Here is a 23407-nt window from a genome sequence, read left to right as displayed (position 1 = left end):
ATGTTTAAAAAAGTAATTATTGCCGAAGATTTTGAAGAATTCAATTTAGCTGTAAAACAAACTTTGAGTGATTTCGACATTGCCAATTTTCAACATGCAAAATATTGCGATGATGCTTTACTAAAAATAAGAAAAGCCATTCAGGATAATGAACCATACGATTTATTAATTAGTGATCTTTCGTTTAAAAAAGATCATCGCGAAGTAAAAATCGGCAGTGGTGACGAATTGATTCAAAAAGTTCGAGAATTGCAGCCTAACATTAAAATTATCGCTTACTCTGTTGAAGATAAAAGTGTTCGTATAAAATCTCTTTTCGAGGATTCTGAAATTAATGCTTTTGTACTAAAAGGCAGAAATAGTATCGAAGATCTCAAAAAAGCTATAAACATAATTTCGGCTTCTGATCAAAAATTTATTTCGCCCGAAGTTGCTTCTGCGCTACAAGAAAAAGGCAACTACGAAATAGATGATATTGATATTAGAATTCTAAAATATTTGTCTGATGGAACATCACAGGATGAGATTATAGAAATTTTTAAAAACAGCGATACAAAACCACATAGCAAAAGTGCTATGGAAAAAAGATTAGCAAAACTAAAAGACTTTTTTAAAGCAAATAATACAGTTCATCTTGTTTCGATTACAAAAGATATGGGAATAATTTAAATTTCTTTTTCTTTAATTATAAAGCTCCTTTGGGAGCTTTTTTTTATTTCCAAAATTTAAATTTTAAGGATTATGGATTTCCGTAAAATACTGGTTTTGTTTGGTTTTACTTTTGAATAGTAATCAATTTAAAATTAAAAACATGAAAAAATTAGCTATTTTATTTAGCTTATTCTTCTTAGTCTTAGGAGGAAGTATTGAAGCTCAAAGTGGTCATTACAAAGGCGGAAAAGGTAGTTCTCATAAAGGCGGGAAGTACAAAAACTCAAGCACTAATAATCACTACAAAAAAAGAAAATAATTATTTCTGACTTCGATTGACATTAAAATTAAGGATTGGTCGAGAGAAGTTTCAACAGTCAGAGAATTTTTAATCAACTAAACCTAAAAACTATGGGCTTTCGATTTCAAAAAAGAATCAAACTTGGAGGCGGTCTCGGATTAAATGTAAGTAAATCTGGAATCTCGCCAAGTTTTAGAACGAAAATGGGGACTTTTAACAAAAATGGATATTCTACTAAAACAGGCATTCCTGGAGTACGATACCAAAATAACGGATGCCTTGTCCTATTTGTCTTCACAGGACTTCTCGCATTTTTAATCTATAACCTTAAATTTTAATTATTATGGGATATCGAAAAGGATATTACAGAAAAGACGGAACGTACGTTCAAGGACATTATGCCAATAACAGATCCAAATTTTCAAACAAAAATAACGGATGTATGTTTTTAGTTTTGGTTTTTATTGCCTTCAGTTCAATAATTTCTTGTTCAGATTCAGGAGATTCAACAGAGATAACCTCTGGTTCTAGTTCAGGATCCAGCTCAAATTCAAGTTCAAACTGCCCTACTAAAACCTGCGGTGATTTTAAAAGTCAAGCCGATGCTCAAAAAACTTTTGAAAGCAACAAAAAATGCTACAAAAATTTGGATGGAGATGGAAATGGAAAAGCTTGCGAACATTTAAAATAACTAAACAAAAAAACATGATAACACTAGAACTAAAAAGTCACTTTTTGAGATTATATCAAATGGCATTATCTGATGATCAATTTGATGTATTAGAACTTCAAATGCTGTATCATTTTGCAGACGAAAGAGGAATTCCAAAAGAAGAACTTGACAAGCTTTTTCTAAACCCAGTCCATACCGAATTTATTGTTCCAGAAACTTTAAATACCAAAATTGAGTATTTATACGATCTCACTAGAATTATTTGGGCAGATGGGAAAATTACAGATGATGAATTAAATATGTTGAGAAAATACTGTCGAAAATTTGATTTTCTGGAGGAAAACATTAATGATTTATCGGAGTACTTCATTGACTGCGTACAGAAAAATATTGGAAAAGAAGAAATTATTAGTCAATTAAACACTTAAATTATGAAACCACTAACACATTTATTTAGTTTAAAAAAATCTGAGAATTCTTCCTTCAAAGTTTTGGAAGAAAATGAAGAAGACAGAGAACAAATTAGAATTACATATTATCAGAGCGGTTTTGCCGCTTCTGTAAAAGCTACAGGAAAACCAATTGTTTTAAAGGCATGCCTACAAAATTTATATATGAGTTTTGAAGATCAGTGCCGAAAACAAAAAATGGAACAAGATAGACTAAAACAACCATACAGAGAAGAACAGGAAAAAAACAGAACAGAGCTTAAAAAATCCGAAGCTGCTATTGGCATTTTTGAGAAAAAAGAACAAGACATAACTGAAAGTATTGATCAGATAAAAAGTGAAATTATTGAAGTAAAACGTAATCCTGATAAATACGGAATTGAAGAAGGAAAGGGGCTTAAAGCACAATTTTATATTGGACTTATCCTTCTTTTGCCTATCACATTATATGTTTTGGTCTTTTATATTTCGGCTTCTTATTCTGCATTTTTCAAAGAATTTTCAAATGATAGCTTAACTGCTGCGATTTTCGATGCAGATGCTTTTACAAATGCATTTAAAGCAAGCTGGCTAGAAGGGGTTTTAGTTACCACAATTCCGTTTGTCTTTATGGGGTTGGGATATGTAATTCATATGGTTCAAAAAGGAAAAGGGATAAAAAATATATTGAGACTTGTTTCACTTTTTGCTATTACCTTTTTATTCGATTCTCTTTTGGCTTATATCATTGAGAAAAAGATCTACGAATTTAACAAGACAACAGAATCATCTCCATATAATTTAAATATTGCTTTGGGCGAACCTGAATTCTGGATGATCATTTTTGCTGGCTTTGTAGTTTACATTATCTGGGGACTTGTCTTTGATTTTGTAATGAAAGAATTTGAAAATATTGATAAAATCAGAGCTTTTATAAGAGGTAGAAAAGAAAACTTACTTAATCTAGAAAAACTTAAAGCAGATAACTTAAATAAAATCAATGGTTTTAAAGAACAAGTTGTCGCTATAAACGGAAAAATATCCGAATTGCAGTCTAAAATTGATGGTTTCGTATTTCCTGTAAAAGAATATCTTCATTATCACCATCAATATAAAGAAGGCTGGTTTCAGGCAATTGGCACCGAGTTAGCCTTACCCTACAAAGAAAAGGAAGAACTCTTGCAAAGCTGCGAACTTTACTCTGAGGAACATTTGAGAAAATTAAATTTAATTGATCCTGACTTTCAACATTTAGTATATTCTAAAAATTAATAACTATGAAAAATACTTTACATAAATCACTTCTATTCTTATTATTAATTTTAGTTTTTTCATGCAAAGAAGAAACTAAAAAAGAAGAAAAAGAAACCACTATTAAAACGTCTGTTTCAGAAAATTATAATATTAGCATACTTGTTGATTTATCTGATCGAATAAGCCTTAAAAAAAATCCAAATCCTTCAATGGAAATATATCAACGAGACTTAGGATATATTAAATCGATTTCTGAGGCTTTCACTGAGCATTTAAAATCAAAAAGAATGAGACAGATTGACGATAAAATGCAATTATTTTTTAATCCCGAACCTGAGAATGCTGAAATTAATTCCATTTCGAAAGACTTGAGAATTATTGTTACGAAAGACAACGCTTCAAAAGAGTTACTTAATTCTATTAATGACAACTATTCCTCAAAAACTACTGTTATTTATGAATCGGCAATTAAAGATGATAAATACATTGGCTCAGATATTTGGAATTTTTTCGACAGCAAAGTAAAAGACCAATGTATTGACAAGAACTTCAGAAACATCTTAGTTATTTTAACCGATGGATATATGTTTTATGAAGGAACCCAAATCAAAGACGGTAATTTATCCAGTTATTTAACACCTCAACTTATTAAACAAAATGGCTTAAATACAAATGGTTGGGAGAAAAAATTTGAAAAAGGAAACTTTGGTTTCATTAAAATTAATGCCGACTTATCTGATCTTGATGTCTTAGTTTTAGGAATAAATCCAAGCAAAAATAATCCTTTCGAAGAAAAAATAATAAAAGCTTATTGGACTAAATGGCTTTCTGAAATGAAAATAAAACATTTCGAAATTAAAAATGCCGACTTACCTTCTAATACGGATAAAATCATTAAAGATTTTATTTTAAAAAAAGAATAAAACATCAAATCAATATGCTTTAAAGAGGAACTTCATTGTCCTCTTTTTTATGTTTAAATCCATCTCTAAGAAAACTTCTCTTTAAAATCTTTACTATTACGGATTTCCATAAAATACTGACTCTGTTTGGTTTTACTTTTGAATTACAAATCAATTTAATACTAATTAAAACTAAAAAATTATGGAATACAAAGTAGTACCATTCGTTGCATCAATCGATCCAAAAAAAGGAAATTCAAATCATGTTGCCGAGCAACTTGAAAACCTGATAAAAAATTTCACAAATCAAGGCTGGGAATATGTACGTTTGGAAAGCGTATCAACATTTGTTCATCCTGATAGTGGATGTTTTGGATTAGGTGCTAAACCAGGCTACACAACAAATAGTCAAATGGTTGTTTTTCAGAAAAAATGAAAACTTTAGTATTATCAATTATTAGGTGCTACTGGCTTTTAATTCCTCAATCTAAAAGAAGAAAGTGCATTTTTAGAAAATCTTGTTCAAATTATGTCTTTGAAATAACTCAAAAAGAAGGATTCATAAAAGGTTTAAAAGCATTTCATTTTCGATATAAAAACTGCAGAGGAAATTTTTCAATTTTTCATAATCCAATAGATAACAAAATTCAAATGGTTCTTCCTTCTCTACTAATAATTGACAAAGAGGAAATAGCTGATAGACTAATTGACTAAATTAAAAACATGAGTCCAAAAAGTCCTTTGGAGGATTATATCAAATAGTGTTATCCAATGAGATTCTATTGCTTCATAAAACAGAAGTAAATCCCGTAGAAGTACTCACTTTAAAAAATATAATTCTAAGTAGATTTATCGCAACTAACTAAATACCACATTGCCTATGCAAAAAAACTACTCTCTTCTATTTTTATTACTTTTTATCTTTTCTTGCAAAAAAGCTGATGCTCCGCCTCCACTGCCGCAAGTAAATTCATTTTACAAAAGTTCTCTTACAGCAGACGACCGCAAAACTATTACTGCAGAAGAAGCCAAAACGTATCATGTAAATACTGCATTTAAATACGAATACAGAACTGGACATCCGGGACATTATAAGTACAACTATCATGTAAAAGGAGTAAACATTAATGGCGATTCTGTTTTTGGAAACATTAATACAGAAGGAAAATATGGTGCTGGAATTTTAATAACAGATAGTATACCTGAGCTAGAAATTTCTACAGAATGGATTTCTCACGGAAAACTAAAAGCTCTGGATAAAAAAGGAAACGAATACAATCTAATTGTCAAATAAACTAATGAAATATACTTTACTCTTACTTTTTGTTTTTTGCACTTCTTTTTCTCCTATAGAAACAAACGTTTTTATTTGTGGTTCTAGTGGTGCAAAAAAGTATCATTATAAAGAAAATTGCCGCGGTTTAAGCTCCTGTAGTCATGGAGTTGTAAAAACATCTCTTAAACAAGCTCAAGGTTTAGGATTGACACTTTGCGGATGGGAAGATTAAAAAACTTCCCATTCGCACACTTTAACCATTTGATAATAATCACTTTACAATAAATTCACATTAGTTTTATTAATTTGATATAAAACTAATCGTTATGAAACTTTTTAATCTAAAATTTCTAGTATCATTCAAAGAATGGCTTTTCTTGAGAGCAATGCAATCTTCTTTCCTACATTAATAAACAACTTAATTATAAAGGAAAATACGATTGAATGAATAAAGTCGAAAGCTCATTTCTGAATAAAAACCAATTTGGTGAAGATTTCTTGTGGGGTGTCTCAACTGCCGCTTTCCAAATTGAAGGTGCGCATGATTCGGACGGAAAAGGTTCTTCTATCTGGGATGTTTTTACTTCTCAAAAAGGAAAAATTAAAAACGGTCATCATGCCATAACCGCCTGCGATTTCTACAACTCTTATCAGGACGATATTAATCTAATTAAGGAACTTAATATTCCTAATTTTAGATTTTCTATCAGCTGGCCCAGAATTATGCCAACTGGTGTTCATCCTGTCAATCAAGCGGGAATCGATTATTACAACAAAATCATAGATTCGTTACTGGCTTCTGGAATCGAACCTTGGATAACTCTTTATCACTGGGATTTACCACATGATCTGGAAGTAAAAGGAGGTTGGACAAACCGAGAATCTGTTTCGTGGTTTAAAGATTATGTCGAAGTCTGTGTACAGTATTTTGGCGATCGTGTCAAAAACTGGATGGTCATTAACGAACCTTCCGTATTTACGGGAGCAGGTTATTTTTTAGGTATTCACGCGCCAGGCAAAAAAGGAATTACAAATTACCTAAAAGCCATGCATCATGTTACTTTGGCAACTGCAGCTGGAGCTAAAATAATTCGAGAGCGAATTTCGGATTCTAATATCGGAACTACATTTTCGTGCACGCATATCGAACCTGCAACAGAAAACTCAAAAGATGTCGAAGCTGCTAAACGCGTAGATACTTTATTAAACCGAACTTTTATAGAACCTATTTTAGGATTAGGTTATCCGCAGAAAGATCTTCCAGTTCTTAAAAAACTCAATAATTACATTTTAGAAGACGATTTAAATAATCTCGATTTCGATTTTGATTTTATTGGTTTGCAATGTTATACTCGTGAAGTTGTAAAATCGGCTATGCTGATTCCGTATATTGGTGCAGAATTAGTAAGTGCCGAAAAACGAAATGTAATTTCTACCGATATGGGTTGGGAAGTTTATCCGCCAGCAATGTATCATATTCTTAAAAAGTTTAATGAATATGACGGAATCAGAAAAATCATTGTAACTGAAAATGGCGCCGCTTTTCCGGATACTGTAAAAAATGGAAAAGTTCATGATATAAAACGGACACACTACATTCAGGATCATTTAGAACAGATTTTAAAAGCCAAACAAGACGGTTTAAATGTCGATGGTTATTTTGTCTGGACTCTAACCGATAATTTTGAATGGGCTGAAGGATATAATGCCCGCTTTGGGTTGATTCATGTCGATTTTGAAACACAAAAACGTACTATTAAAAATTCAGGATTGTGGTTTAAAGACTTTTTATCTTAAAACCTATTCTCAAAAAATAGAAAAAACCTTTCGTATTAATTGCGAAAGGCTTTTTTATTTGGGATAAGATTATCTTTTAACGAAATCTATATTTATAATTCTGTTTTAAAATTCCAACATGAATCTTTCCATTGGTTTTTAAATGAGTCGTCATCATGATATATTTTTCTTCGGGATATTTCACCTCAAAATTAAAGGTTGTATCTCTTACTTTCACTTGAAGCAAATGTTTTCCTTCACTAGAGGTCGATAGTCCAACTGTTTCGTAAGTTGGCAATGCCTCTGTTGCTTTTAAATTAATATCTTGAACTTTCTCTTTATCCAGAAATACTTCTAGTTTTAAATTGTCCAATTTCATATCGGTTGGCTGTTCAAATGAGACAACATATTTTTTACAGCTTACGGTGCATAAAACGATTAATAGTAAGAGAAGCTTTTTCATAAATAATGTTTTTAACTGATACTAATAGATTCAAAATCTATTTTTAATTTTATAAATATAGATAATTTTATTGCAATTCGATTGCTTAGAAAAGCAAGTTTTTCGGTCTTTGCAACTAGTTTTTATTCCATTAAAAAAGGTCAAAAAAAATACACTTTTTTAGCTAAAAAAAGTGCTATTTCATTGATTTTTATTAGGTTTAACGGGATTTTTTTCTTATCTTTATAGTGTAAATAACAGTAAATATATGCCGAAAAACAGACTTTTTAACTACCAAAATTACACTTCAAAAAACCATTCTTTTTCCCGCTTTACGCATTTTATTTTTCAAAATGCTTTTTCGTTTCATTTCGAAACGATTTTTTCTAATCTTTTTTCTGCACCAAGTATATGCAGGCCGAAGAAACTAGAGCAACTGCTCCAACCGCAATCGTAATTATTTTGCGAGGATATATTTTCTGAGCCAATTTTTTAGAAAATAGATTCCTAAAATTCCATAAAAGATTTCCTTTTTGAGGAACTTCTTTCGACTCTTCATGTTCATTTTTCACCAAAACCTTTTCTTCTATGCCATTATTATCGATTTCGCCCGTTACATTCTTAACGACACTTTTAGTTTGTTTTGCTTCTTCAATTCTACATTTTTCATTGAACTTTTTAAAAGGGCGTGGCTGAAAATCGACTATTACAGCGGCAAGATTTATCGCATCAATATTTGACGGATCTGTTTCTCCCTTAAAGAAAGTTTCAATAGGCCTAAACTTATCTTTCTGATCCTTAAACTTATTCTTTTGAGTATGATCAAAATCTAAGCACAATAAATTCCTAAAAACATTCAAATCGTCTTGCGTTGGTTTATCTTCAAAAATAAGCCAACACAAATCGCGGAGTTTTCCGCGCGAAGGGTTGTATAAAAAATCAAAATATTCGCCCTCTTTTTCGATCTCATATTTAATTTTAATCGCCTTTTTATATGCTTCTAATGTATTATTCATCTTGCCTCTTTTAGGAACTTCTTTTGACTTTCTATTTTCATTTTTTAACTAAAACTTTTTATATGCCTTTATTTTCGAATTCTAGATTTAAATGCTTTTTCAGCACTTTCAATTTCTGTTCCAATTTCTATATTTTTTCTATATTTTTTTTTGCCGTTCAAACCAACTTTTGAACAAGTTATTGCATCTATTATAATATAGAGATTCGATTAAAATTAAATAATAATTAACCCAAAAAAGGCCTTCTATTTTGGTTTTATTGGGAATTCTCGGGAATCTCAGGAAAACGCAGGAATTCCGGGAATCCCTTGTCAACAGTGATCTAAAAGTGCCTTTACTTTGCATCAGAAATTAGTTCAAGTTTTGTCTGCAGACTAAAACAAAAATATAAAACTAGTTCTAATTAACATTGTGGAAAACCGTAAGACCGAGTTTATTCGGGAAGTATAAATTACGTCTTACAGGTCTACACGATCTACTTCCCAAAACCAATTTTGGTATCGCATTCCAAGATCTGGATCAACTCCGGACAGCCATACCTATGTCTAATTTCTAAAATAAACTAAAATGAAAAAACTAATACTATTTATCGCTTTTGCGCTATTGTTCACGATATTTTCTTGCACTCCTGATGAGTATGAGACACAACCAAAAAAGAAAATTGAAAAAGTTGGCACACCGTCAGCAGAGTATAATGAGGGTCCTGGTGATAAAGGAAATGGAAATCCGCCACCACCAGGTCCATAATAAAAAAAAGTTTTTAGTATCTAATTAATTACTATTTTCGGGGAAAGTAAATTTAAATGTTACGATCCCCGTTTTTTTATTGTATTATTTTGCTTTTGCTTTTTTCCTGCGAAGAAAAAAAGCCTGTTAATCCTGATAATGAATCTATTCGGAAAGAGGCACTCTTTTTACGAAACAAAGCCATTGAAAGTTTTGACAAACAAGATTTTAATACTTCATATAATTTATACAATAAATCAAAGGCACTTTATGAAATCATAAAAGACAGTGCCAATATCTCATATATCCTTCTTAAAATCGCGGATATTCATCAGAGGAATGGAGATTATTATGGAAGCAAAGAAATTATAACCGAGGCATTACCGTATATAAAAAAAGGAGTTTATTCTGCGAGTGCAAATAATGCGTTAGGTATTGCAGACAAAGAACTTTCTCTTTATGACGATGCTATTTTTTACTACAAAAAAGCAGCAAATGAATATACAGATCTACTTTTAAAACAAGCACCTATACAAAATATTGCAGCTGTATATATTTATCAAAAAAAATATGATAAAGCAATTCCGATCTTGGACTCTCTTTTACAATCTCTTTCTAGTAAAGATTTAAAAGAGAAAGCTACACCATATGACAAGGCTATACTACTAGACAATTTAGGATATGCCAACTTTAAGAACGGAATCGATGATAAAAGTTTTCATTTAATGAAGGAAGGTCTGCAAATTAGACTTGATACTAAGGACACCTACGGAAGTATTGAAAGCTATCTCCATCTTGCTGATTATTATTCTAAACAAAACAAAACAAAATCAGACGAAAATGCTCTTTTAGCTTATAAAGCTTCTACACAACTGAATAGCATCGACGAAAGATTAGAAGCGCTTCAAATACTAATTTCAAATGATAATAGCGTTAACACAGCAAAATATATCCAAAAGTATTTTACACTAAACGACAGCATTATTAAAGTTCGAAACAATTTTAAAAATAAATCTGCCAAGATTAAATACGATGCAAAAAAAGAAAAAGACGAAAACGAAAAACTTCGTTTAGAAAAAGCAGAAAATCAATTATCACTTCAAAAAGCCAAATATCTTAGAATTGTATTTGTAATTGTTTTTTTCTTTTTGGTGATTTTAATTGCAATTTTAATTCGCTATTATAAAAATAAAAATAAGGCAATCGAATTTAAAAGCTCGTACGATACAGAAACGAGAATTTCTAAAAAAATACATGATGAATTGGCAAATGATGTCTTTCAAGTAATTGCTTTTGCCGAATCTCAACCATTGGCCAAAGAAAATACCAAAGAGAATCTTCTCCAGAAGTTAGATGATATTTATGGGCGGGTTAGAGGAATTTCAAAAGAAAACAATAAGATCGAAACAGGCAAAGACTTTACCAAAAGCATAAAAGAAATGCTTTCTGCTTACAATACTATTGAGAGAAATATTATTGCTACAAACTTAGAAAGCGTAGAATGGGAAGATGTTGATGATATAAAGAAAATTACCATTGGGCGAGTTTTACAAGAATTAATGGTAAATATGAAGAAACACAGTAAGGCCTCTCTTGTTGTAATAAAATTTGAAAGTGATCCAAAATCAATTCTAATACGTTACACCGATAACGGAATTGGCTGTGAGAAAACGAAGATTTCTAAAAATGGTCTCCAAAATATGGAACACCGTATTCAGACTGTTAAAGGAACGATCGAATTTGAAACAGAACCCGAAAACGGATTTAAAGCTAAAATAGTAATACCTAAATAAACAAAAGCCTTTCAGAATATTTCTGAAAGGCTTTTTCTTCAAAAAACAAGTAATTTTTAAAATTACCTTGTGTTAAACTGCCTCTTTCAAAACAGCAACAGCTTCTTTCCAATTATTTACTCTCAAATAATTCTCTTTTTTGGCATTATGAAATGCTGTAAACATAATAGGTTTACCCATGCAAAAATCTAAATTCTTTGGATGATCATCGATTAGATAATCAGTATTGATAATGGTTTTGCTTCCGCATAAAACGATATTTTGCCATTGAATAAAAGGAAAATGTTCTGCGAGCCATTCTATTTTTTCATTCAGCGAAAGCGGAAATTCTGTCGCCGCAGATACAATATAAATCTCAAAATTTTCCTGTAATAACTTTAAGCTTTCTACCGCATCATCTATTACTGGCAATGTTCTAAAAAAATCTTTAGAATTTAAAACACTACGTACTTTCTGTCGACCGTAAAAAGCTTCTTCTTCTGTCAAACCTTGAATATCTTCTCTTAAAATTGTTATTCCGAAATCTCTTTCGAAGTAAGTTATTAGGTGTGCTTCTACATCAGCAAGCACTCCGTCCATGTCGACTGCAATTGATTTCTTTTTCATTGTAAATTTATTTTGCTGCTAAATTATGCAAAAATTGCAATAAACAGCAAAATATTGCAATTTTTTATTTATTTTTGCAATATAAAACCGCAAAACAAATGAGAAAGGAAGAACGACAGCAGACAATTTTAGAATATTTATCTAAAGAACATCGGGTAACTTCGGTAGAATTAAGTGAGTATTTGAGTGTTTCTGAAGACACAATTAGACGTGATCTAAAAGAACTTTCAGATCAAGGGCTTTTAAAAGCTGTGCGTGGTGGTGCGGTTGCTCCTTCTCCAATGCCTTTGCATTATAGAAAAAGAGAAAAACATGACCTTGAAAACAAAAAGATTATTGCAGAAAAAGCCATTTCTTATCTAAAAGATGGCCAAGTAGTTTTTATTGATGGAGGAACTACTTCTTTGGCTCTTGTAGCAAGTTTTCCACATGATTTAAAACTCACTGTTATAACAAACAGTTTTCCTGTTGCAGTTTTGGTTGAAGATTTGCCCAACATTGAATTGATTTTTGCTGGAGGAAAAATGTGTAAAACCTCTTTTACAACTTCGAGCATGGAATCACTTGATTTTTTTAGAAGTTTTAGAGCAGATGTTTGCATTTTAGGAACATGCGGTATTCATCATGAACGTGGTCTAACCGGAATTTTATACGACGATTCGCAAATCAAAAAAAATATGATTCAGAATTCGAATTTCATAATTGCTTTGGGTTCAAGTGAAAAAATTGATACCGGAGAAACTTATTTTGTTTCTCATTTAAAAGACATTGATGTTTTGGTAACTAATATTTCGCCTGACGAAGAAATATTAAAACCATACAAAAAACAAGTAACGGTTCTTTAGCCAAAACAAAAAAAGCCTTTCAGGATTTTACTCCCAAAAGGCTTTTTTACTACAAATTAAGTGGCAATTTTATTTCCATCCGCCGCCCAAGTCTCTATAAACATGAACTGCAGCATTTAATTGTTCTTTTTTAGTATCGATTAATTCCAATTTAGCTTCTAATGCATCTCTTTGCGTCATTAAAACTTCGAAATAATCTACTCTTGCCGATTTAAACAAATCGTTTGAAACGTCAATAGAAGTATTTAAGGCATCAACTTGTTTTGATTTAAGATCGTAACCTTTTTGAAGATTCTCAATCTTAGACATTTGATTTGACACTTCTAAATAAGCGTTTAAAACCGTACGATCGTAATTGTACAATGCTTGAATTTGTCTTGCATTTGCACTTGCAAACTCTGCTTTAATTGCATTTCTATTAATCAAAGGCGCAACAAGATCTCCTGCCAATGAGTACAATAGCGATTCTGGCATTGTAAACAAATAAGAAGGTTTGAAAGCATTTACCCCAATTGCAGCTGTAATATCCAAAGAAGGATAAAACTCGGCACGGGCTACTTTTACATCTAATTTTGCTGCTACTAATTCTAATTCTGCTTGTTTTACATCTGGACGATTCTCTAACAATTGAGAAGGAATTCCAGAACTTACAGCCGCTGGTAAAAGACTTAAGAAATTAGTATTACTTGTTCTTTTAATTTCCTGCGGATATCTTCCAAGCAAAAAGTTGATCTTGTTTTCTGTTTCTTTTATCTGCTGTAAGATATCAAACTCCATACTTTGCGAAGTCAAAACCTCAGCTTCAAATTTCTTAACTCCAAGTTCTGTTGCTCTTGCAGCTTGTTTTTGAACTTTTACAATTTCTAAAGCATTAGTTTGCAATTTGATAGTTTGTTTTACAATATCTAATTGATTGTCTAAAGCTAATAATTCATAATACGAATCGGCAACTTCGGCAATAAGGTTTGTAATAACAAAATTTTTACCTTCAACAGTCGCCAAATATCTATTTAAAGCTGCTTTTTTAGAATTGCGAAGTTTTTTCCAAATATCTACTTCCCAGTTTGCATAAGCGGCAATAGTAAAATCTCCAAGCGGATCTGGCATCTCTTTACCTGGTTTAATTTCGGTTGTAGCATCACCCGCTCCTTGACTTGTATATCTACCCACTTTTTCTACTCCAGCTCCAGCTCGTAAACCTGCAGTTGGCAGTAAAAGTCCTTTTTTTACACGAATATCATTCTTTGCGATTTCTATTTCTTGTAAAGTAATATTTAGTTCTTGGTTATTTTTAAGAGCAGCATCAATTAAATCAACTAGATTCTGATCTTTAAAATAATCTTTCCAGTTTAATGCCGCTGTATTATTGTTTGCATCTTGCGTTTGAACAGTTGCACCAAACGAATCAGGAACTGGCGTACTTGTAGTTACTGCTGCTTCAGGTGCAGGGGTTTTACACCCTGCAACTGCTAGACATGCAGCTAATACAATACTATATTGATATGTTTTAACTTTATACATGATTGTTATCAATTTCTTCTGTTAATGGGTTTTCTTCTTCATGTTTTACCAATTTGTGTTTCTCGGCAATTTTAGCAAATATGAAATACAAGCCCGGAATTACAAAGACACCACAAATGGTTCCAATAAGCATACCTCCTGCCGCCGCAGTACCAATTGTTCTGTTACCTATTTTACCTGGACCAGTTGCAAATGCAAGCGGTAATAAACCAGCAATAAAGGCAAACGAAGTCATCAAAATTGGACGGAACCTTGTTTTTGCTCCTTCCATTGCTGCATCCAGAACAGATTTTCCTGCTGCATGTCTCTGAATCGCAAACTCGACAATCAACACGGCATTCTTACCTAATAAACCGATAAGCATTACCATGGCAACCTGAGCATAGATATTGTTTTCTAATCCTGTTAATTTCAATAAAAGGAAAGCTCCAAAAATACCCGCTGGTAAAGAAAGAATTACTGACAATGGCAAAATAAAACTTTCGTATTGAGCCGCTAATACCAAGTAAACGAATCCTAAACAGATTAAGAATACCCAAATAGCTTGATTACCTTGTGCCACCTCATCGGCAGAAATACCTGCCCAGTCAATATCATATCCTCTTGGTAATTTTTCAGCAGCTACTTTCTGAATCACTTTAATCGCTGTACCAGAACTAAATCCTGGAGCTGGCGAACCACTAATTTGTGTTGAGGTATACATGTTATGACGTGTAATTTCTGAAAGTCCATACACTTTTTCTAATTTCATAAAAGCAGAATAAGGTACCATTTCATCACGGTCATTTTTAACATACAATTTCAAGATATCATCTGGCTGTGCACGATATTCTGGCGAAGCCTGAACAATTACTTTATAGTTAATACCAAATTTAATAAAACTGATTTCGTAATTACTTCCCACAAGAGTTGACAGCGTATTCATGGCATTTTCAATAGAAACACCTTTTTGCTGTGCCAAGTCATTATCAACTTTCATCATGTATTGAGGGAAACTAGAACTGTAGAAACTAAATACGTTTGACAATTCTGGCTGTTTGTTTAATTCAGCCACAAACTCATTATTTACCTGTTCCATTTTCTTGTAATCTACAGAACCTGTTTTATCTAGTAAACGAAGTTCAAATCCTCCAGCAGCACCATATCCTGGTACAGCAGGCGGTTGGAAAAATTCGATATTAGCTCCTGTAATATCTTTACATTTTTCCTCCATTTCATGCATGATCTCCAAAACAGATTCTTTTCTGTCGCTCCAGTCTTTAAGGTTAACCAAACAAGTTCCTGAGTTTGATCCTGTACCTTCAGATAAAATCTCATAACCCGCTAACGAAGAAACAGATTTTACTCCATCAATATCTTCAGCAATTTTCTGAACTCGCTCTGCAATACTATTAGTTCTCTCTAAAGATGAACCTGGTGGTGTCTGAATTACAGCATAAAACATTCCTTGGTCCTCATTCGGAATAAAACCTGAAGGAACATTGCTACTAATGATCCATGTTCCAGCACAGAAACCTAAAAGAGCTACAATTGTAACTACTCTTCTGTCAACAATTTTACCTAATAAGTTCTGATATTTTCCTTGTGCTAAATTGAATTTTTCGTTGAAAGCATCAATGAATCTATTTGCAGGAGTTTTCTTTTTAGGTACGCCGTGGTTATTTTTTAACATCATCGCACAAAGTGCAGGCGTTAAAGTCAAGGCTACAATACCAGAAAGAATAATCGCAGTTGCCATAGTTACAGAGAATTGTCTGTAGAATACTCCAACAGGTCCCGACATGAACGCAACCGGAATAAATACTGCAGCCATTAAGAATGTAATTGCAATAATAGCCCCCGCAATTTCGTGCATGGCTTGTTTAGTTGCTTTAAATGGCGAGAGATGTTCCTCTTCCATCTTGGCATGGACTGCCTCAATAACCACAATCGCATCATCGACCACGACCCCAATCGCTAATACAAGTGCGAATAGCGTAATTAAGTTCAACGAAATATCAAAAAACGTCATGAACACAAACGTTCCTACCAATGATACTGGAACCGCGATAGCCGGAATAACCGTAGAACGCCAGTCTCCTAAGAAAAGGAAAACTACTAAACCAACCAGAATAAATGCCTCAACAAGAGTGTGAATTACTTTTTCGATAGAAGCATCAAGGAATTTAGAAACGTCATATGAAATTTCGTAATCCATTCCTTTTGGAAATCTTTGTTTGATTTTTTCCAGTTTTGCTTTTACTTCTTCAATAACCTGATTCGCATTACTTCCAAATGATTGTTTTAATACGATTGCTGCTGATGGTTTTCCATTCAAATTAGAATAGATATCATACATCGAGCTTCCAAATTCAACTTTAGCAACATCTTTCAATCTCAAAAGCTCTCCATTTGGATTTGCTTTTACCACAATATTCTCATATTGCTCTTTTGTTGTATAACGCCCAGAATATTTCAATACATATTCGAATGCTTGAGAACGTTTACCAGAACTTTCACCCGTTTTACCAGGAGAAGCTTCCAAACTCTGACTTGATAATGCTTCCATTACCTCATCAGCAGAAATTTTATAAGCCAACATACGGTCTGGTTTTAACCAGATACGCATTGCATATTCACGTGTTCCTAAGATATCTCCAGAACCAATACCATTTACCCTTTTTAATTCAGAAAGTACGTTAATATCGGCATAGTTATACAAGAACTTCATGTCGGTATTTTTATCTGTACTGTAAAGGTTCACATACATCAACATACTCGGTACTTCTCTCGTAATTTTAATACCCTCACGAATTACCAAAGGAGGAAGTTTATTGGTAACAGAAGCCACACGGTTCTGAACGTTAATTGCAGCTTGGTTAGGATCTGTACCTAAGTTAAAAACTACTTTGATTGTTGCTTCACCATCGTTTCCGGCATCTGAAGCCATATATTTCATTCCTGGAACACCATTTAAGGCTCTTTCCAAAGGAATAACAACCGCCTTGATCATCAATTCACCGTTAGATCCAGGATAATCTGCCGTAACGTTAACCATTGGAGGTGAAATTGTCGGGAATTGTGTAATTGGTAAATTTAAAACCGACAATATCCCTAAAAAGACAATAATCAACGATATCACTATCGAAAGAACAGGTCTTTGAATAAATTTATTAAACATTTTTGTATATTTTAATGATTAAAACCCAGTAAACCTATTCTGCTTTTAAGCGTAAATTATTGATTACTTTATTAGGAGATTGGTAATCGTATTTAATCTTGTCGTTTTCTTTTACTTTCTGAACACCTTCAAGTAAGATTTTATCATTCTCTGTAATACCGCTTCTGATTACATACAAATCAGGAATCTCACCCGTAATAGTGATCTCTCTTGAGCTTACTTTATCATCTTTACCTATTACAAAAACATATTTTTTATCTTGTATTTCGTAAGTTGCTTTTTGTGGAATTATGATAGCATTCTTAAGAGGAACATTCATCTGAACTTGTCCTGTTTCTCCATTTCTAAGTAATTTTCCAGAATTAGGGAATCTTGCTCTGAAAGCAATATTTCCAGTTTCATTATTAAATTCACTTTCTATAACTTCAACATTTCCTTTCTCTTTGAAAATATCTCCATTAGCCAAAACTAAATTCACCTTATTGTCAGCACGATCCTTTATATTCGTTTCATAGCTAATATATTCTGGTTCAGAAACATTGAAGTATGCAAACATCTGACTGTTGTCTGAAAGACTCGTCAACAATTCCCCTTCATCAATTAAACTTCCTAATTTCAAAGGAATTCTATCAATTGTTCCATCAAATGGAGCTCTAATTTCTGTGAATGATAAATGTAATTTTGCCAGTGCCACTTCAGCTTTTGCAGATTGTAATTTTGCTTGAGCTACACTCAATTCGTTTTTAGAAACGATATTTTTATCAGCCAGTAATTTTGAATTTTGCAATTCAATTTCTGCCGATTTTTGTTCAGCCTGTGCTTTAAGCAATTCAGATTGATACATGTTTGGCATAATTTTAAACAACAACTGTCCTTTTTTTACAAATTGTCCTTCATCAACATATATATTTTGTAAAAACCCTTTTTCTTGGGCACGAAGTTCGATATTTCGAACTGATTTTATTTGTGAAACGTATTCTTTGGTAAATGAAGTATCAATTTTAACCGGATTAGTAACGGTAAATTTTTCAACTTCTTCTTTTTCTTCTTTTTTAGATGTACAGCTCGTTAAGCACACCAAGGCCATTAAGCCTGTGAACACAATGATTTTTTTCATGATTTAGTTTGGAAATTAAGCGATTGAATGCTTTGGAATGAAAATTCCTTTGGATGTTAAAATGCATCAGTGAGCCTTAGCCCAGACCTTAACTTTCATATAAGCAGAAGTAGAAAAATATACAACAGCAAGATACACAGATCGTAACTCAGGTAACCGATGTATATTATAAAATCAAATTCTTAATACTCTCTGAGTAATGTAGATAGGATTTGAATGCCCGAAAACAGGCGTAGAAATTTTAAAACGATTTGAATCATTCGCTGCAGACTGATCTGAAAGTGCCAGATACAAAGCGTCTACCAAACTATACGAAGCAGTAAAATACTTATTCGTTAGTAAATTAATATCATCACCGCCTCCTAGAAGATCTTCTTCAAGATCGATATCAGCATCTTCAATTACAGAACTACCGCGATCTTGACTAGTGAACTTAACTCTGTGTTTATGTTCAAAATTGTGATGATGTGAAAGTGTACTAGCATTAAGATATTGGCCTCCGCCGAACAGAAGCAAATTCATGAATACTAAAAATACTATTAACTTTCTCATTTGGGTGCGAAAGTAGTAAAAGAATTAAAACAAAAAAAGATTTTTTAAGAAGGTTTAACAATTACATAAAACGAAAACGTTTTCATTCGTTTAATATTTAGCAATATTCTAGTCTATTATCTTACAATTATTACCATATATTTAAAAACCAACCACTTAGAACTAAACTCAAAAAAGAATAATTTCCATAATTGTAAACTCTTGACCCGCTTTTACAAAAGTTTTAAAAGTATTTTTCATTCCAAATTTTTCGTAAAATGCTTTTTTATTCGTTCTAGCATTGCACCAAACTTTTTTCAGTCCCTTATCTTTCGCAAATTTCAGTATTTGCATTAAAAGCTCCGAGGCAATTCCTCTTCCTTGGTATTCTTCTAAAGTTGCGAGTTTTCTAAACTGCATTTCTTCTCCTTCAATAAAACATGAAACTATAGAAACTAATTTATTTTCTTCAAAAGCTCCAAAATGAAATCCTAAATCATCTTCTTTAAGCTGGACAAATTCAAAAGGTTGATCTGGCCACATTACCTCGTGTCTTATCTGCCAAGTATCTGACGCGTTTATTGTTTTAATTTCCATGTTTCTTAAATCTTCTCAAAAATAATTCATTTTGAATTGATTGTAAAAAAGCAGAGAAAAAATATTGATGTTGCTAACTCTCAAAACTTTACAAAAAAATAAAGCAGATAAATCATTCATTTTTAATCTATTATACTTATTTTTATAGTACCAAAATCAAATAAACTCTGTTATGAAAAAACTCTTTTTAATAGCATTTTTATGTATTTGTGCAAATGGATTCGCACAGTTAATACAAATCGGGCCACAAATTTCGACAAATATTACTTCTGTTAACACCAAAAATTTCAGCTCCGATCATACTAATACAGGAATTGGCGCTGCAGCATTTGCTAGATTAAATCTTGCACTTTTTTATGCTCAGGGAGAATTTGGATATGCTCAAACCAATTTTAGTGTTTATCAAGATGCCATTGGAGAAACCGAATTTAAACTTGCAGGAACAGATGCGTCATTAATTGCAGGGCTTAAAATTATTCCGCTTGGCAAATTAGGAAACGTAAGGCTTTTTGTTGGCTACAACTGGAAAAATTATTCTGACATAAGCAGAAGCAACAATCTCAATTCTGTAACGTTCGAAAAAAACAATCACAGTATTCTTGGAGGTGTTGGAGTTGATGTCTGGAGATTGACTTTTGATTTAAGGTATCTTGCGGGACTTAGTGATATTGATGCTTCTAGCAATGGCGAAATCAAAACTGGGGTTACAAATTTTTCCCTTGGATTTAAATTTCTATAAAAATGCCTCCAAATAGTGTCTAACTTTTTGGAGGCAGTTCAAATGATTCCCTTTTTTATTTATTTCTAGATTTTAACGTAATAATTTTCTTCGTTATTAGCTTGTATCTTTTCTATTCCGTCTTTTGTTTTAACAGCAACATTAACAACATGAAGCACATTTGCTTTTTCATCAATATTGCAGTTCCAAATTGTTCCGTCTGACAGTATAATTTCTGAAAATAATGAGACTGTATTATTTGAATCATTATAAATCAAGTTTTCTGTTTTTATTAATTTTTTTATTTTAGTCTTTCTATCGACTTCAAAAAACAATATTGAGTCTTCTTTAATTTCAATCACTTCATCAAATAAAGTTTGATTAGTAGAATTAGTTTGCGCAGACACCCAAACAGGCTGGTTTCCTGAACGTTTCCATGTTCCAATTGCCTGATCTAAAATTTCCTTTCTTAAAACCTCACGTAACGTATCTACCATTTTAGCTGATTCTTGAGCAATGTCATTCTCAGGTTTAATTTTATTCGCTAAAGAAAATAAATCGATAGCTTTTACAAAATCGGCTTTCTTATAGTAGGAAACAGCCAATTCATATTTATTTTTTTGAAATGCTGTCTTTTGATCATTTTGTCCAAAAAACTGAAAAGTAGTTAGTAAAACAAGTAGGACAAATGTATTTCTCATATTATTTTGTAGGTTTTTTATTATATATGCAAACTTAATATATTTTGCGCAAACCCCATTACGGTTTTCCGTATTTTTTAATATTTATAATTATTTTAAATAAAAAATGCCACTTCATTAAAATAAAATGGCATTTTTAAATATATCACTAAATTTTTACTAGATTATTTAACATAGAAAATATTGTTTTCTGGAGTTGCATCCATGAAAATTCCACCATCAAGTTCTATTTTTTCTATTTTCTTTGTGCTTTTCAAAATTATCTTAGCTATTTTCTCATTTTTTTCCCAAATAGCAGGCGTTTGATGTACAATTGCTTTCGATTTATCTGCATAAGTAATTACGACATCAAACGGAATTGCAAAGCCTCCAATATTTTCTACTGTTATAGTTTTCTTATCGGCAGAAAGGCCTTTTACCGCAATATCTAAATAATTGTTCGTAAAGAACCAATTATTGAAAAACCAATTTAAATTCTTTCCTGTTGCTGTATTAAATGAATTAAAGTAATCCCACGGAATTGGATGTTTTCCGTTCCAAGTATCCATATAAAAATGAAGTGCTTTTTTAAACATTTCATCTCCCAACATATCTTTCAAAGCTAAGTACGATAGAGAAGCTTTACCATAAGAATTATTTCCATAACCAGCTCCAGAAACCTGAGTTGACATTGTTATAATAGGCTGATCTTGCTCTGCAGAACGGTCCTTAATATAATTTCTTACTCTAAAATCTTGGTAAAATTTATCTGCTGCTTCCTTTCCATGTTCAGCAATTCCAATTAAATACTCAAAAGTTGTTGCCCAACCTTCATCCATAAATGCATAACGAGTTTCGTTAATTCCCATATAAAACGGGAAATAGGTATGAGCTACTTCGTGGTCTTGAACTAATTGTGCAAAAACAGGGTCATCCATCTGAGAATCGTTACACATCATAGGATATTCCATATCTGCGAAACCCTGAAAAGCTGTCATTTTAGAAAACGGATACGGAATTCCTGGCCAATTGTTAGAAAACCAATCTAAAGCATACTGGTTATTTTTTACTGAGTGTACAAAATCAGTTCCTTTAACATTATAGGCTGCCTGAATACTTGCACGACGATTTGTTTTCTTATCTACTACAACACTGCTAGCATCCCATAAATAGTGATCGCTTAAACCAAAGCAAACATCAGAGATGTTTTTTGCTTCAAATTTCCAGATATTCCAATCGTATTGTTTTGTTACAACTCCACTTTTCATTTCTTGTTCATTAGCAATATGCAGAATTTCATCTGTGGTGTATGATTTTTTTAAGCGAGAAGCAAATTCAGGCTGTAAAACCTCATCTGGATTTAGTAAATCGCCTGTTGCATAAACCACATAATTTTTAGGCGCTTTTACAGAAAAAACATAGTCATTAAAATCATTGTAAAATTCTTGACGGTCTGTATGCGCTAATCTATCCCATCCGTTATAATCATCAAAAACAGAAACACGAGGATAACTGTAAGCTACAAAAAATGTTGTTTCGTCAATCTGCCCTTCTCTACCACTTTCTTTAGACAAAGGATAATTCCACTGAATATTAATAATTGTTTTTGAATTTGGTAAGATTGGTTTTTGCAATTTCACATTTCCAACAGTTCCCCAATTTTTGGCGTCTTCTTTATAAACTTCATTTTCAATTTTTAATGAAGTGATCGTTAATCCATCGCTTAAAAAATCGTTGCTTACTTCACCACCTCTTGGAGAAGAAGGTTTATGCAGATTATTTACAAAACGGATCACTAAGTTTCTTAAAGTATCCTTGCTATTGTTTTCGTAAATAATACTTTCAGTCCCGCTGACCAATCTTGTTTTTGGATCAACTGAAATTTCCATGTTATATTTTCCACGGTTCTGCCAATAGTGTGCACCAGGTTTTCCGTCTTTAGAACGTGTGCCGTTCTCATAAGCTTTTTTTATGTTTCTAGGCATATAAAGCTCTTGTGCAAAGCTATTTTGGGCAAAAAGAACAAATGCTATTAATGCAAACTGCAAAAATTTCTTTTTCATAAGTGACTTTTGGATCTTTAAATTATTTCTTTTATAAGACTGCTGTTTTAAAACAATGTTACAAATTTAATTATTAATTGTTAATGGTGAATTGTAAGTTGTGAATTGTAAATGGTGAATTGTAAATGGTGAATTGTAAATGGTGAAATGTGAGATACAGAAAAACTTCATTTTATATTTTACATCAAACTTTTACAAAAAAACTTAAAATCTTAGCGTCTTAGATCCTTAGAATCTCTAAAAAAACCTTAGAATCTCAGCATCTCAGAACCTTAGCCACTTTAAAAAAAAACCGTCTATCACCAAAGGCAACAGACGGCATCTACAATTA

Annotated in this window: 26 protein-coding genes; 16 read left to right on the top strand and 10 right to left on the bottom strand. The window is 32.2% G+C overall.

Going from position 1 to position 23407, the window contains the following annotated elements; translation table 11 throughout:
- The 12 genes from B3J44_RS17650 (at position 1) to B3J44_RS17600 (ending at position 7282) form a co-directional block, all read left to right on the top strand.
- Positions 1 to 669, top strand: coding sequence for a response regulator (locus B3J44_RS17650; protein ID WP_286970025.1), 669 nt, complete (start codon positions 1 to 3; stop codon positions 667 to 669).
- Positions 670 to 811: 142 nt separating this feature from the next.
- A complete protein-coding gene (locus B3J44_RS17645; protein ID WP_286970024.1) occupies positions 812 to 970 on the top strand; it encodes a hypothetical protein in 159 nt (52 codons plus the stop codon).
- A 92-nt stretch (positions 971 to 1062) separates the two neighbouring features.
- Positions 1063 to 1290: a DUF4236 domain-containing protein gene (locus B3J44_RS24285; protein WP_198856594.1), complete on the top strand. Its 228-nt coding sequence runs from the start codon at positions 1063 to 1065 to the stop codon at positions 1288 to 1290.
- 5 nt (positions 1291 to 1295) lie between these two features.
- Positions 1296 to 1643: an excalibur calcium-binding domain-containing protein gene (locus tag B3J44_RS17640; protein WP_286970023.1), complete on the top strand. Its 348-nt coding sequence runs from the start codon at positions 1296 to 1298 to the stop codon at positions 1641 to 1643.
- Positions 1644 to 1657: 14 nt separating this feature from the next.
- A complete protein-coding gene (locus B3J44_RS17635) occupies positions 1658 to 2053 on the top strand; it encodes a hypothetical protein (RefSeq protein WP_286970022.1) in 396 nt (131 codons plus the stop codon).
- Positions 2054 to 2056: 3 nt separating this feature from the next.
- Positions 2057 to 3325 (top strand): ABC transporter permease, encoded by a 1269-nt coding sequence (locus B3J44_RS17630; RefSeq protein WP_286970021.1) that lies wholly within the window; start codon positions 2057 to 2059, stop codon positions 3323 to 3325.
- Positions 3326 to 3330: 5 nt separating this feature from the next.
- The gene (locus B3J44_RS17625) at positions 3331 to 4230 is read left to right on the top strand and encodes a hypothetical protein (protein WP_286970020.1); all 900 of its coding nucleotides are present in this window, start codon (positions 3331 to 3333) and stop codon (positions 4228 to 4230) included.
- Between the two features lie 181 nt (positions 4231 to 4411).
- Positions 4412 to 4645, top strand: a complete 234-nt coding sequence (locus tag B3J44_RS17620) for a hypothetical protein (protein WP_198856598.1) — start codon at positions 4412 to 4414, stop codon at positions 4643 to 4645.
- Positions 4642 to 4923 carry a membrane protein insertion efficiency factor YidD gene (yidD, locus tag B3J44_RS17615; protein WP_286970018.1) on the top strand — a complete coding sequence of 94 codons (282 nt, stop codon included), beginning with the start codon at positions 4642 to 4644 and terminating at the stop codon, positions 4921 to 4923. Before B3J44_RS17620 ends, yidD begins: the two co-directional genes overlap by 4 nt.
- A gap of 166 nt (positions 4924 to 5089) precedes the next feature.
- Positions 5090 to 5503 (top strand): hypothetical protein, encoded by a 414-nt coding sequence (locus tag B3J44_RS17610; RefSeq protein WP_286970017.1) that lies wholly within the window; start codon positions 5090 to 5092, stop codon positions 5501 to 5503.
- A gap of 4 nt (positions 5504 to 5507) precedes the next feature.
- A complete protein-coding gene (locus B3J44_RS17605) occupies positions 5508 to 5717 on the top strand; it encodes a hypothetical protein (protein ID WP_286970016.1) in 210 nt (69 codons plus the stop codon).
- Between the two features lie 212 nt (positions 5718 to 5929).
- Positions 5930 to 7282, top strand: a complete 1353-nt coding sequence (locus B3J44_RS17600; protein ID WP_286970014.1) for a GH1 family beta-glucosidase — start codon at positions 5930 to 5932, stop codon at positions 7280 to 7282.
- A gap of 76 nt (positions 7283 to 7358) precedes the next feature.
- Here the strand turns inward: B3J44_RS17600 and B3J44_RS17595 are convergent, their stop codons facing one another.
- Together B3J44_RS17595 and B3J44_RS17590 are read right to left on the bottom strand one after the other, a co-directional pair.
- The gene (locus B3J44_RS17595; RefSeq protein ID WP_198856603.1) at positions 7359 to 7724 is read right to left on the bottom strand and encodes a hypothetical protein; all 366 of its coding nucleotides are present in this window, start codon (positions 7722 to 7724) and stop codon (positions 7359 to 7361) included.
- A gap of 365 nt (positions 7725 to 8089) precedes the next feature.
- The gene (locus tag B3J44_RS17590; RefSeq protein WP_286970011.1) at positions 8090 to 8719 is read right to left on the bottom strand and encodes a hypothetical protein; all 630 of its coding nucleotides are present in this window, start codon (positions 8717 to 8719) and stop codon (positions 8090 to 8092) included.
- 567 nt (positions 8720 to 9286) lie between these two features.
- On the opposite strand from B3J44_RS17590, the gene B3J44_RS17585 reads away from it, so the two are divergent.
- On the top strand, positions 9287 to 9466 hold the full coding sequence (locus tag B3J44_RS17585; RefSeq protein WP_278020741.1) for a hypothetical protein: 180 nt from the start codon (positions 9287 to 9289) through the stop codon (positions 9464 to 9466).
- 56 nt (positions 9467 to 9522) lie between these two features.
- Positions 9523 to 11238, top strand: coding sequence for a tetratricopeptide repeat-containing sensor histidine kinase (locus B3J44_RS17580; RefSeq protein WP_286970010.1), 1716 nt, complete (start codon positions 9523 to 9525; stop codon positions 11236 to 11238).
- A gap of 72 nt (positions 11239 to 11310) precedes the next feature.
- On the opposite strand, the gene B3J44_RS17575 is transcribed toward B3J44_RS17580, so the two are convergent.
- Positions 11311 to 11844, bottom strand: a complete 534-nt coding sequence (locus B3J44_RS17575) for a 5' nucleotidase, NT5C type (protein WP_286970009.1) — start codon at positions 11842 to 11844, stop codon at positions 11311 to 11313.
- A 98-nt stretch (positions 11845 to 11942) separates the two neighbouring features.
- Between B3J44_RS17575 and B3J44_RS17570 the strand changes: the two genes are divergently transcribed.
- Positions 11943 to 12689 carry a DeoR/GlpR family DNA-binding transcription regulator gene (locus B3J44_RS17570; protein ID WP_278020737.1) on the top strand — a complete coding sequence of 249 codons (747 nt, stop codon included), beginning with the start codon at positions 11943 to 11945 and terminating at the stop codon, positions 12687 to 12689.
- A 69-nt stretch (positions 12690 to 12758) separates the two neighbouring features.
- On the opposite strand, the gene B3J44_RS17565 is transcribed toward B3J44_RS17570, so the two are convergent.
- The 5 genes from B3J44_RS17565 to B3J44_RS17545 all read right to left on the bottom strand — a co-directional run bounded on the left by B3J44_RS17565 (position 12759) and on the right by B3J44_RS17545 (position 19615).
- Positions 12759 to 14210: a TolC family protein gene (locus B3J44_RS17565; RefSeq protein WP_286970007.1), complete on the bottom strand. Its 1452-nt coding sequence runs from the start codon at positions 14208 to 14210 to the stop codon at positions 12759 to 12761.
- Complete coding sequence (locus tag B3J44_RS17560; protein ID WP_286970005.1) at positions 14203 to 17370, bottom strand: efflux RND transporter permease subunit; 3168 nt, start codon at positions 17368 to 17370, stop codon at positions 14203 to 14205. The genes B3J44_RS17565 and B3J44_RS17560 overlap by 8 nt, the downstream gene beginning before the upstream one ends.
- A 34-nt stretch (positions 17371 to 17404) precedes the next feature.
- The gene (locus B3J44_RS17555) at positions 17405 to 18487 is read right to left on the bottom strand and encodes an efflux RND transporter periplasmic adaptor subunit (RefSeq protein WP_198856611.1); all 1083 of its coding nucleotides are present in this window, start codon (positions 18485 to 18487) and stop codon (positions 17405 to 17407) included.
- Between the two features lie 174 nt (positions 18488 to 18661).
- On the bottom strand, positions 18662 to 19039 hold the full coding sequence (locus B3J44_RS17550) for a hypothetical protein (protein WP_198856612.1): 378 nt from the start codon (positions 19037 to 19039) through the stop codon (positions 18662 to 18664).
- A 168-nt stretch (positions 19040 to 19207) separates the two neighbouring features.
- The gene (locus B3J44_RS17545; RefSeq protein WP_286970004.1) at positions 19208 to 19615 is read right to left on the bottom strand and encodes a GNAT family N-acetyltransferase; all 408 of its coding nucleotides are present in this window, start codon (positions 19613 to 19615) and stop codon (positions 19208 to 19210) included.
- Between the two features lie 172 nt (positions 19616 to 19787).
- On the opposite strand from B3J44_RS17545, the gene B3J44_RS17540 reads away from it, so the two are divergent.
- Positions 19788 to 20354, top strand: coding sequence for an outer membrane beta-barrel protein (locus tag B3J44_RS17540; protein ID WP_286970003.1), 567 nt, complete (start codon positions 19788 to 19790; stop codon positions 20352 to 20354).
- A gap of 65 nt (positions 20355 to 20419) precedes the next feature.
- Here B3J44_RS17540 and B3J44_RS17535 read toward each other — a convergent pair whose 3' ends face one another.
- Both B3J44_RS17535 and B3J44_RS17530 read right to left on the bottom strand, forming a co-directional pair.
- Positions 20420 to 21034: a tetratricopeptide repeat protein gene (locus B3J44_RS17535; RefSeq protein ID WP_286970002.1), complete on the bottom strand. Its 615-nt coding sequence runs from the start codon at positions 21032 to 21034 to the stop codon at positions 20420 to 20422.
- Positions 21035 to 21198: 164 nt separating this feature from the next.
- Entirely contained in the window at positions 21199 to 23076 is a 1878-nt protein-coding gene (locus B3J44_RS17530) for a M1 family metallopeptidase (RefSeq protein WP_286970001.1), read from the bottom strand.
- Positions 23077 to 23407 lie beyond the last annotated feature (331 nt).

The organism is Flavobacterium sp. UBA4854, from assembly GCF_002399805.1.
In the GTDB taxonomy this organism is placed as follows: Bacteria; Bacteroidota; Bacteroidia; order Flavobacteriales; family Flavobacteriaceae; genus Flavobacterium; species Flavobacterium ginsengisoli.
The sequence above is the reverse complement of the archived record's forward strand: the minus strand, read 5'-3'. Positions and strand labels throughout refer to the sequence as shown.

Bases quoted from the DNA above. Each gene is read 5' to 3' on its own strand.
- B3J44_RS17545 (WP_286970004.1), bottom strand. From the start codon at position 19,615: ATGGAAATTAAAACAATAAACGCGTCAGATACTTGGCAGATAAGACAC.
- B3J44_RS17620 (WP_198856598.1), top strand. From the start codon at position 4,412: ATGGAATACAAAGTAGTACCATTCGTTGCATCAATCGATCCAAAAAAA.
- B3J44_RS17570 (WP_278020737.1), top strand. From the start codon at position 11,943: ATGAGAAAGGAAGAACGACAGCAGACAATTTTAGAATATTTATCTAAA.
- B3J44_RS17575 (WP_286970009.1), bottom strand. From the start codon at position 11,844: ATGAAAAAGAAATCAATTGCAGTCGACATGGACGGAGTGCTTGCTGAT.
- B3J44_RS17630 (WP_286970021.1), top strand. From the start codon at position 2,057: ATGAAACCACTAACACATTTATTTAGTTTAAAAAAATCTGAGAATTCT.
- B3J44_RS24285 (WP_198856594.1), top strand. From the start codon at position 1,063: ATGGGCTTTCGATTTCAAAAAAGAATCAAACTTGGAGGCGGTCTCGGA.
- B3J44_RS17640 (WP_286970023.1), top strand. From the start codon at position 1,296: ATGGGATATCGAAAAGGATATTACAGAAAAGACGGAACGTACGTTCAA.
- B3J44_RS17585 (WP_278020741.1), top strand. From the start codon at position 9,287: ATGAAAAAACTAATACTATTTATCGCTTTTGCGCTATTGTTCACGATA.
- B3J44_RS17580 (WP_286970010.1), top strand. From the start codon at position 9,523: ATGTTACGATCCCCGTTTTTTTATTGTATTATTTTGCTTTTGCTTTTT.
- B3J44_RS17635 (WP_286970022.1), top strand. From the start codon at position 1,658: ATGATAACACTAGAACTAAAAAGTCACTTTTTGAGATTATATCAAATG.
- yidD (WP_286970018.1), top strand. From the start codon at position 4,642: ATGAAAACTTTAGTATTATCAATTATTAGGTGCTACTGGCTTTTAATT.
- B3J44_RS17650 (WP_286970025.1), top strand. From the start codon at position 1: ATGTTTAAAAAAGTAATTATTGCCGAAGATTTTGAAGAATTCAATTTA.
- B3J44_RS17595 (WP_198856603.1), bottom strand. From the start codon at position 7,724: ATGAAAAAGCTTCTCTTACTATTAATCGTTTTATGCACCGTAAGCTGT.
- B3J44_RS17535 (WP_286970002.1), bottom strand. From the start codon at position 21,034: ATGAGAAATACATTTGTCCTACTTGTTTTACTAACTACTTTTCAGTTT.
- B3J44_RS17530 (WP_286970001.1), bottom strand. From the start codon at position 23,076: ATGAAAAAGAAATTTTTGCAGTTTGCATTAATAGCATTTGTTCTTTTT.
- B3J44_RS17550 (WP_198856612.1), bottom strand. From the start codon at position 19,039: ATGAGAAAGTTAATAGTATTTTTAGTATTCATGAATTTGCTTCTGTTC.
- B3J44_RS17560 (WP_286970005.1), bottom strand. From the start codon at position 17,370: ATGTTTAATAAATTTATTCAAAGACCTGTTCTTTCGATAGTGATATCG.
- B3J44_RS17610 (WP_286970017.1), top strand. From the start codon at position 5,090: ATGCAAAAAAACTACTCTCTTCTATTTTTATTACTTTTTATCTTTTCT.
- B3J44_RS17590 (WP_286970011.1), bottom strand. From the start codon at position 8,719: ATGAATAATACATTAGAAGCATATAAAAAGGCGATTAAAATTAAATAT.
- B3J44_RS17605 (WP_286970016.1), top strand. From the start codon at position 5,508: ATGAAATATACTTTACTCTTACTTTTTGTTTTTTGCACTTCTTTTTCT.
- B3J44_RS17555 (WP_198856611.1), bottom strand. From the start codon at position 18,487: ATGAAAAAAATCATTGTGTTCACAGGCTTAATGGCCTTGGTGTGCTTA.
- B3J44_RS17565 (WP_286970007.1), bottom strand. From the start codon at position 14,210: ATGTATAAAGTTAAAACATATCAATATAGTATTGTATTAGCTGCATGT.
- B3J44_RS17540 (WP_286970003.1), top strand. From the start codon at position 19,788: ATGAAAAAACTCTTTTTAATAGCATTTTTATGTATTTGTGCAAATGGA.
- B3J44_RS17645 (WP_286970024.1), top strand. From the start codon at position 812: ATGAAAAAATTAGCTATTTTATTTAGCTTATTCTTCTTAGTCTTAGGA.
- B3J44_RS17625 (WP_286970020.1), top strand. From the start codon at position 3,331: ATGAAAAATACTTTACATAAATCACTTCTATTCTTATTATTAATTTTA.
- B3J44_RS17600 (WP_286970014.1), top strand. From the start codon at position 5,930: ATGAATAAAGTCGAAAGCTCATTTCTGAATAAAAACCAATTTGGTGAA.